Origin of the sequence: Collinsella aerofaciens (assembly GCF_020709435.1) — a bacterium.
Taxonomy (GTDB): domain Bacteria; phylum Actinomycetota; class Coriobacteriia; order Coriobacteriales; family Coriobacteriaceae; genus Collinsella; species Collinsella aerofaciens_AU.
In genome coordinates, this window is sequence record NZ_JAJFDP010000047.1 from 1 (window position 1) to 626 (window position 626).

The 626-nt window shown below is 71.1% G+C and carries 1 protein-coding gene; it reads left to right on the plus strand.

Annotation, left to right across the window (positions count from 1 at the left end; translation table 11 throughout):
• Positions 1–626 (plus strand): type IV secretory system conjugative DNA transfer family protein (locus tag LK493_RS10085; RefSeq protein ID WP_227790928.1); only part of this gene is annotated, 626 nt, incomplete at both ends.

Consider the following 626-nt stretch of genomic DNA (forward strand, 5'->3'; position numbering starts at 1 on the left):
GGCCAGAGGTTCTTCACGGACGCCAGCCGCAACCTGCTGACCGGCCTCTGCCTGCTCGCGATTACGGACGATCGAATCCCCGACGGCGCGCGGAACCTCTCGACCGTGCTCGCGCTCCTGGAGCCCCGTGACGGGAAGAGCGCCGTGAAGTCGCTGGAGGAGCTCGCCGCGGACCTGCCGGCGGGAAACCCGGCGCGCCAGTTCCTCCTCGTCGCCTCGTCGAACGGCGGCGGAGGGGAGGCCCTCGTCTCCACCGCGCGCAACTACCTCATGTCCTTCTGCGACGACGACGTCAGCCGCATGCTCTGGGGCGGCGAGGTCGACCTCGCATCGGTCGGGCGCAAGCCGACCATCCTCTACATCGCCAGCGCGACGGACCGCGGCGACCGCGGCGCGCTCGTCTCGTGCATCTTCTCGCAGGCGCTGTCGGCGCTGCGCGAGACCGCGCGCCTGTCCGGCGGCAGGCTGCCGGCGGAAACCCTGCTCGCCATCGACGAGGGGTCCGGGATCCCCAAGATCCCCCGCCTCCTCGGCGACCTCGCCGAGGTCCGGAGCATCGGACTGCACGTCGTCTTCGTGCTCCAGAACACCCATCTGCTCGAGGCGCGGTGCGGCTACTCCAGGGC